Origin of the sequence: Streptomyces sp. NPDC060064 (assembly GCF_042736455.1) — a bacterium.
In the GTDB taxonomy this organism is placed as follows: Bacteria; Actinomycetota; Actinomycetes; order Streptomycetales; family Streptomycetaceae; genus Streptomyces.
In genome coordinates this window covers 1-8,032 of record NZ_JBHWWF010000088.1, presented here as the reverse complement: position 1 = coordinate 8,032, position 8,032 = coordinate 1, and the positions used below count along the sequence as shown (strand labels likewise).

At 69.8% G+C, this 8,032-nt stretch carries 7 protein-coding genes; 1 reads left to right on the top strand and 6 read right to left on the bottom strand.

Annotation, left to right across the window (positions count from 1 at the left end; all coding sequences use genetic code 11):
* Positions 1-42: 42 nt before the first annotated feature.
* The 6 genes from ACFWDI_RS40535 to ACFWDI_RS40510 all read right to left on the bottom strand — a co-directional run bounded on the left by ACFWDI_RS40535 (position 43) and on the right by ACFWDI_RS40510 (position 6,536).
* Positions 43-1,737, bottom strand: coding sequence for a DoxX family protein (locus ACFWDI_RS40535; protein ID WP_385312065.1), 1,695 nt, complete (start codon positions 1,735-1,737; stop codon positions 43-45).
* A 111-nt stretch (positions 1,738-1,848) separates the two neighbouring features.
* On the bottom strand, positions 1,849-2,805 hold the full coding sequence (gene rlmB / locus ACFWDI_RS40530; RefSeq protein WP_385312064.1) for a 23S rRNA (guanosine(2251)-2'-O)-methyltransferase RlmB: 957 nt from the start codon (positions 2,803-2,805) through the stop codon (positions 1,849-1,851).
* Positions 2,806-2,908: 103 nt separating this feature from the next.
* Positions 2,909-4,309: a cysteine--tRNA ligase gene (gene cysS / locus ACFWDI_RS40525; RefSeq protein WP_385312062.1), complete on the bottom strand. Its 1,401-nt coding sequence runs from the start codon at positions 4,307-4,309 to the stop codon at positions 2,909-2,911.
* A gap of 189 nt (positions 4,310-4,498) precedes the next feature.
* Complete coding sequence (gene ispF, locus ACFWDI_RS40520; protein WP_385312060.1) at positions 4,499-4,984, bottom strand: 2-C-methyl-D-erythritol 2,4-cyclodiphosphate synthase; 486 nt, start codon at positions 4,982-4,984, stop codon at positions 4,499-4,501.
* Entirely contained in the window at positions 4,974-5,720 is a 747-nt protein-coding gene (ispD, locus tag ACFWDI_RS40515) for a 2-C-methyl-D-erythritol 4-phosphate cytidylyltransferase (protein WP_385312059.1), read from the bottom strand. Before ispD ends, ispF begins: the two co-directional genes overlap by 11 nt.
* A gap of 333 nt (positions 5,721-6,053) precedes the next feature.
* Positions 6,054-6,536 (bottom strand): CarD family transcriptional regulator, encoded by a 483-nt coding sequence (locus tag ACFWDI_RS40510; RefSeq protein ID WP_003953493.1) that lies wholly within the window; start codon positions 6,534-6,536, stop codon positions 6,054-6,056.
* A 671-nt stretch (positions 6,537-7,207) separates the two neighbouring features.
* Between ACFWDI_RS40510 and ACFWDI_RS40505 the strand changes: the two genes are divergently transcribed.
* Positions 7,208-7,915, top strand: a complete 708-nt coding sequence (locus tag ACFWDI_RS40505) for a DUF461 domain-containing protein (protein WP_385312057.1) — start codon at positions 7,208-7,210, stop codon at positions 7,913-7,915.
* Positions 7,916-8,032 lie beyond the last annotated feature (117 nt).

The window sequence follows — 8,032 nt, the reverse complement described above, 5'->3', positions numbered from 1 at the left end:
GAGACAGCCGAAGTCCGGTGGCCGCCCCTCTCGTCGCGTATCTCAGCCCAGCAGGCCGCCGATCACCCTGCCGCCGCCGGAGCCGCCGCTGCCGCCTCCCGAGCTGCCCGAGCCTCCGTTTCCGCCGCCACTGCCGCCACCGCTGCCGGTGCCGCCGCTCGATGAGGGGCCGGCGCTGCTGGACGGCGGCTGGGCCGGTTCCGACTGGCTGGGCGGCTGCTGTCCGGTGCCCTGCGTCTGGCTGGGCTGTCCGCCCCCGAGCCGGCCGGTCTCTCGGGCCGTGTGGTCGGAGGGCGTGGGCTTCGCGGACTTGGGGCTGCCGGAGCGGCTCGCGGACGGCGACGGCCTGCCGTCGTCACCACGCGCGCCGGAGGAGCTGCGTTCGCCGCTGGGCTCCTGCGGGAGCGGGAACCCGGGAAGGTGGTTGGTCGGGTCCTGGTTGGGCTCCGGCACGGTCACCATGTCCGTGGAACGTACGGCTCCGCCGAGCATCGAGCCCAACAGCAGGGTGAGGCCGACGACCACGGCGGCGACGACGCCGCCGCGCCGCAGTACGCGCCGCCGCAGCTCCCACAGCTCCGAGCGCGGCCCGAGCTTGCGCCAGGCCTCGCCCGCGAGCCGGCCGTCGATCGAGTAGACCGGGGCGCCCGCGATGATCAGCGGGGACCAGGCGGCCAGGTAGATGATGTCGGGCGCGTCGTACGCCGGTACGGTCTTCCAGGTCACGGTCAGGATGAGCATGGCCGACAGCAGTGCGCCGATGACGGCCGCGACCCGCTGCCAGAGCCCGAGCACGGTGAGCACGCCGACGACCACCTGGAGGAAGGCGACGGTGAGTCCCGCCCCCACCGGGTGGGAGAGCGCGAAGTCGCGCAGCGGTTCGGCGAGTTCCCAGGGGTGCAGCGAGTTGAGCCACTTGACCATGGAGCCGCGTTCGCCGCCGTCGAAGTAGACGGGGTCGCAGAGCTTGCCCATGCCGGCGTAGATGGAGATGAAGCCGAGGAAGACGCGCAGCGGCAGCAGTACCACTCCGAGGTTCATGCGCCGCCCGGGGTAGTAGGCGTGGCGGACGACGTCGGCGCCGTGCCGCTGGGAACGTACGTCGGCGTCGGCGTCGGCGAACTCCTCCTGCTCGTGGCGCTCCTGCCCGTAGCGTTCCGGCTCGTAGAACTCGCCCCCGTAGGACTCCTGCCCGTAGCGCTCCGGCTCGTAGGGCTCCGGCTCGTAGGAGTGGTACGAGTCGTACGCGCCGACCGCCTGCCGCATCGGCGGCAGCAGCGGCCTGTCGGGGTCGTGTGGCGCGCCGAGAGAGCCTGCTGCGGGCATCCGTGCGGTGTGCTCGGCGAGGCCGATCCGCGGGATGACCTGGGTGGCTCCCGTGTCGAAAGCGTCCCGGTCGAAGGGGTCTCGGTCGAAAGCGTCCCGGTCGAAGGCGTCCCGCCCCATGGTGGAGTTGCGCACGGCCTGGAGAAGACCGGTAGCGCCGGCGTCCCCCGGCGCCGACTTGCCGCTCCACACGACGGGCGCCCGCCTGCGCACACCCGTCCCGGCTCCGCCGACGACGGGGATCCTTGCGTTGCCCGCCATGGCACGTACAGGGCGCGGGCTCGGGGAGAGCTGCACCCGGAAGCTGGCGTGGTTCACGATGACCTGCGCGGGATCGCAGTCCACCTTGACCATGCTCAGCGCAGGCTGATCATCGAACCCGGGCCGGGGCGTTCTGGTGTCCACACTCATCTAACCGAGTGACTTGTGATTAGGACACTGCTCCGACCGGCCTAAATGTCCGAGACCCGTCAAACCATCCTCAACTACGCGTTTCGACGCCGATCGGGGCCGCCGGAGCGGTCAGGACCGACGCTTGGCCGCCTCGTAGAGGACCACGCCCGCCGCGACACCCGCGTTCAACGACTCCGCGCCACCCGGCATCGGAATCCTGACCAGGTAGTCGCACGTCTCGCCGACCAGGCGGCCCAGGCCCTTGCCCTCGCTGCCGATGACGATGACGACCGGGCCGCCCAGGGCCTCCAGGTCCTCGACCGTGGCTTCGCCGTCCGCCGCCAGGCCCACGACCGTGATGCCGGCCTTCTGGTAGCCCTCCAGCGCACGCGTCAGGTTGGTCACGCGGGAGACCGGCGTACGGGCCGCCGTGCCTGCCGAGGACTTCCAGGCGCCTGCCGTCATACCGGCCGCGCGCCGCTCGGGCACGACCACACCGTGGCCGCCGAAGGCGGAGACGGAACGGACGATCGCCCCCAGGTTCCGCGGGTCGGTCACCCCGTCGAGGGCGACGATCAGCGGGTCCTCCCCGTTGTCGTAGGCGGCGGCCGTGAGGTCCTCGGGGTGTGCGTACTCGTACGGCGGGACCTGGAGGACGAGACCCTGGTGGTTGAGCCCGTTCGTCATCCGGTCGAGCTCCGGCCGCGGGGCCTCCATCAGGTTGATGTTGCCGCGCTCGCCCGCGAGCTGGAGTGCCTCGCGCACCCGCTCGTCGTTGTCGATGTACTGCTGGACGTACAGCGTGGTCGCCGGGACGCCGTCGCGCAGCGCCTCGAAGACGGGGTTGCGGCCGACGACCATCTCGGACGTGCCCTTGGCGCCGCCGCGGCGCGGGGCCGGGCGGCGGGCCGCGGCCTGCCTGGCCTGGGCGTTGGCCACCCGGTTCTTCTTGTGTCCCTTGCGATCGGAAGCGGGCGGCGTCGGGCCCTTGCCCTCGAGCCCGCGGCGTCGCTTGCCACCGCTGCCGACCTGCGCGCCCTTCTTGTTGGACGTGCGGCGGTTCCTGCGCTGGCTGTTCCCGGCCATGACCTACCTGTTTCTGTAAAGCTCGCTCAAAAGTGTGTACGTAAGTGAAGTGTGCCGCCCGGGCGCCCGGGCGGCACATCTTTGTCGGGCGGGCCCGGTGGGTTCAGCGGGGGCCGAGTGTCCACCGCGGGCCGTCAGGCCCGTCCTCGATGACCAGACCGGACTGCAGAAGCTGGTCGCGGATGGCGTCGGCGGTCGCCCAGTCCTTGCGGCTGCGGGCGGCCTCGCGCTGCTGCAGCACCAGCCGCACCAGTGTGTCGACGACGCCGTGAAGGTCTTCGCCGCGCTCGCCCTCGCCCGCCCACTGCTCGTCGAGCGGGTCCAGGCCGAGGACGCCGAGCATGGCCCGCACCTCGGCCAGCCGGGCGACGGCCGCTTCCTTGTCGTCGGCGGCCAGCGCGGAGTTTCCCTGCCGGACCGTGGTGTGGACGATGGCGAGCGCCTGCGGCACTCCCAGGTCGTCGTCCATCGCCTCGGCGAAGGCGGGCGGCACCTCGGCGGCGGGCTCGACCGGCCCGCCGGCCTTTTCCACCACGCGCTGGATGAAGCCCTCGATCCGTGCGAACGCGGACTCGGCCTCGCGCAGGGCCTCCTCGCTGTACTCGATCATCGACCGGTAGTGCGGGGTGCCGAGGTAGTAGCGCAGCACGATGGGCCGCCAGTGCTTGACCATCTCCGAGACGAGCACGGAGTTGCCGAGCGACTTGGACATCTTCTCGCCGCTCATGGTGACCCAGGCGTTGTGCACCCAGTACTTCGCGAAGTCGTCGCCGAAGGCCTTGGCCTGTGCGATCTCGTTCTCGTGGTGCGGGAAGATCAAATCGAGTCCGCCGCCGTGGATGTCGAAGGCCTCGCCGAGATACTTGTGCGCCATCGCGGAGCACTCCAGGTGCCAGCCGGGCCGGCCGCGGCCCCACGGCGTCTCCCAGCTCGGCTCGCCCGGCTTCTCCGCCTTCCACATGGCGAAGTCACGCGGGTCGCGCTTGCCGGTCTCACCCTCGCCGGACGGCTGGCGCAGATCGTCCAGGTCCTGGTTGGAGAGCTCCAGATAACCGGGGAAGGAGCGCACGTCGAAGTAGACGTTCCCGTCGGCCTCGTAGGCGTGACCGCGTTCGATCAGGCCGCGCATCATCTCGACCATCTCGGTGATGTGGCCGGTGGCGCGCGGTTCGTACGTGGCCGGCAGGCAGCCGAGCGCGTCATAGCCGTCGTTGAAGGCGCGCTCGTTCTCGTAGCCGATGGACCACCAGGGGCGGTTCTGCTCCGCCGACTTCCAGATGATCTTGTCGTCGATGTCGGTGACGTTGCGCACGAAGGTCACGTCATAGCCGCGGTGCTCGAACCAGCGGCGCATGATGTCGAAGTTCAGACCGGACCTGATGTGCCCGATGTGCGGGGCAGCCTGCACCGTGGCGCCACACAGGTAGATCGAGACGCAACCCGGCACGAGCGGGGTGAAGTCACGGATCTGCCGGGTGCTGGTGTCGTACAGGCGAATAGTCACGCATCAAGGGTAGTGGCCCGCTACCAGTGCCCCGCGACCCTTCCGGGTCGCGGGACGAGTTTGTGACGTTGTCCTACCCGGAGACGACCCGGAGACGACCCGGAGACGACGTGGATGCGATGCAGATACGACGTGGTTGCGATGCGGACGCGAGCCCGGTCCCGGCTGGTTGGCCGGTCGGTCGGTCAGTCAGTTCCTGACGACCAGCGCGGTGGCGATGGCGGCCAGCCCTTCGGCCCGACCCGTCAGTCCCAGCCCGTCCGTTGTGGTTCCGGACAGGGAGACCGGCGCGCCGACCGCCGCGCCGAGTGCCTTCTGGGCCTCCTCGCGCCGCTTGCCGATCTTCGGGCGTACACCGATGACCTGGACGGAGACATTTCCGATCTCGAAGCCCGCGGCCCGTACGATCCGTGCCGCCTCGGCGAGCAGCGCGACGCCGGAGGCGCCGGACCACTCGGGCCTGGAGGTGCCGAAGTGGGCACCGAGGTCGCCGACGCCGGCGGCCGAGAAGAGCGCGTCGCAGGCGGCGTGGGCGGCAACGTCGCCGTCGGAGTGCCCGGCGAGGCCGTCCTCGCCCTCCCACAGGAGCCCGGCGCACCACAGCTCGCGCCCCGGCTCGAAGGCGTGCACGTCCGTGCCGATGCCGACCAGCGGAATCCGCGTCTCAGAAGACATCGTTGGCCCTCCTCCGGGCGAGTACCGCCTCGGCCAGTACGAGATCGAGGGGCCGGGTCACCTTGAACGCCTCTTCATGGCCCGGTACGACCACGACGGGCGTGCCGAGCTGCTCGACCAGGCCGGCGTCGTCGGTCGCGCCCTCGCCGTTGACGGCGACCGTCTCGTGCGCGCGGACCAGCGTGTCGCGGTCGAAGCCCTGCGGGGTCTGCACAGCGCGCAGCCGCGCCCGCTCGAGGGTCGCGACGACCGGTTCGGGCCGGCCCTTCTCCGTCGGCTCGACCTCTTTGACGGTGTCGGCGACAGGCAGTGCCGGTACGACGGCCGGCGCCCCGTCCCGTACCGCCTCGATGACCGCGTCGACGGTGTCGACGGGTACCAGCGGGCGGGCCGCGTCATGGACGAGGACGACGGTGATGTTGTCCGGAAGTGCGTCGAGGCCGAGGCGTACGGACTCCTGCCGGGTGTCGCCGCCGGCCACGACCAGGAAGTCGGTGCGCTCGGGCAGGGCGTGCTCGTCGAGGAGGTTCTTCACCTCGGGCGCGCCGTCGGGCGGGGCCACCACGACGACGAGCGAGACGGCCCGGGAGGCCGCCATGGCGCGTACGGCGTGGATCAGCATGGGCGTGCCGTTCAGCGCGCGGAGCGCCTTGGGGGCGCCGGGGCCGAGCCGTACGCCCCGGCCGGCCGCCGGGATCACCGCGGCGGTGCGGTAAGGGCGCGATTCGTCTGACATCGGTTGCACTCCGGCAGGTTTGTTTCCTTGGCCCACATGGGTATGGCCACAGCGTGCCGGGCGCGACGCTTGACCGGACCCTTCCGTGACAACTGGTCTGCGCCAGCCGCCCGGGCCCGGCACGGCCAGTGGTACGGCGCACACGGGTTCGGCGCAAGTGCACTGTGAGCCAAGTGCACTGTGAGCACAGACACCTTTGAACACAGACACAGTGAGCACAGCTGTACGGGGAGCAGCTGTAGGTGCCGCGACGGACATGCCGCAGCGCCCGGCGACAGAACTGTTTTCACAGCATGTCAGCGGGCACCGCGGCATTGTTGTGCGCGTTACGCGTCAGGACGCGAGGACCTCGTCGAGCAGAGCCTCGGCCTTGTCTTCGTTGGTGTTCTCCGCGAGGGCCAGCTCGCTCACCAGGATCTGGCGCGCCTTGGCGAGCATCCGCTTCTCACCTGCGGAAAGCCCACGCTCTCGCTCACGACGCCACAGGTCACGCACCACTTCGGCGACCTTGATGACATCGCCGGAGGCGAGCTTCTCGAGATTTGCCTTGTAGCGACGGGACCAGTTCGTCGGCTCTTCGGCATACGGCGCGCGCAGCACCTCGAAGACCCGGTCGAGCCCGTCCTGACCGACCACATCGCGTACGCCGACGAACTCCGCATTGTCCGCTGGCACGCGAACCGTCAGGTCGCCCTGGGCGACCTTGAGCACCAAGTAGGTCTTGTCCACGCCTTTGATCTGGCGAGTTTCGATGGCCTCGATCAGCGCGGCCCCGTGATGGGGATAGACCACGGTGTCGCCAACCTTGAACGTCATGTGACAGGTACCCCTTCCGTGGCTATCCAGAGTAACACGAGAACGGCTTCTACTGAATGGCGTTTTCGCAGGTCAGGGCATATCTCGGGGCTTGACAACAGCAACACGAACGTGCTGCGGACGCCTTCCGGAGGGGGGTATTCGCAGGTCGGAGCGGCTGCACGGGCGGACAGAAACGCGCACGTTACACACAACAGAACACCCTCCCCGGAGGGGGAAACATCCCGTTTTGCCGGGTTCCAAGTGGTGAACTTCCCGTACTCCGTTCGGTGGCCGGTCACCCGTACGGACGGATGTGCTGTCGAATCCGGAATTGATCTACGCGGGGTATTCGGTAAGCAATGTGTGGTGGCCCGGAGAATTGATCACCCCGGTTATGTGAACGGAGTACGAAACGACACGATCGGGCTGCCTTCTCGGACCACGTTCTCGGACCGCGTTCTCGGACCGTCCCCCGAGCCGTCCCCCGAGCCGCCTCAGGACGCCTCTCGACCGCCTCTCCGGCGAAGGGGCGGGTCGGGTGCAGGGCGGGCAGGGCGGCTCGGTAACCTAAGCGCGAGCTGACACCCCCTTAGCCGATCTTCGAGCCGGCGCAACCGCCGGCTCAACTGCCGGTGCCGGCTCACCGCCCGTCCATAGCCAGTCCGTACGTCCTAGGAGATGCCGCCGCCGTGAGCCGCAGCCTTCGACGCGGCGCCCTCGCCGCAACTGCCATCGTGTTCTCGATCGCCGCGCTCTCCGCCTGCGGTGCGGGCACCGACGCGCAGACCCTCGCCGTCAAGCCGGACAACGCCGCCACGACGGTCGACACGATCAAGATCCAGAACGTGACGGTGATCACCCAGCCGGATCCGAAAGCGGAGGGCCCCGCGGTCGTCAGCGCGACGGTCTTCAACAACGGCACCACGCAGCAGACCATCGACGCGATCACGCTGCCCGGCACGAGCGCCCAGGTGAAGCTCACCCCGGCCAAGGGCTCCGGCCCGATCACGGTGCCGGCCTACAGCTCGGTCATCATCGGCGGCGCGGGCAACGCCTCCGCCGTGATCGAGAACGGCCGCGAGGCCGCCAAGGCCGGTAACGTGCAGGAGGTCGCCTTCCGCTTCAGCGAGACCGGCGAGGTGAAGGTGCAGGCGTTCATCGTTCCGGCGAAGGGCTACTTTGCGGGCTTCGGCCCGAGCTCCCTGCCGAAGCCGCCGGAGAAGCCCGCGGAGAAGCCCTCCGGTACCCCCTCCTCGACGCCGTCCGGCGCTCCCTCGGGAGCAGCCACGGGCGCGGCGGGCGAGCCCGGCAACGGCCGGTCCGGCGAGCCCGGTACGCCGTCGGACTCCGCCTCGGCGTCGAACTCGTCGAACTCGTCGAACGAAGCCGGTCACTGACGACCACGCCGGAACAGCTGCAACAACGCGAGGGGCGCCCCGCCGGAAAGGATTCCGGGGCGGGGGCCCCCCGCCCCGGGGGGGAAAAAAAAACACAGGCACCACAAACCGGAGGAG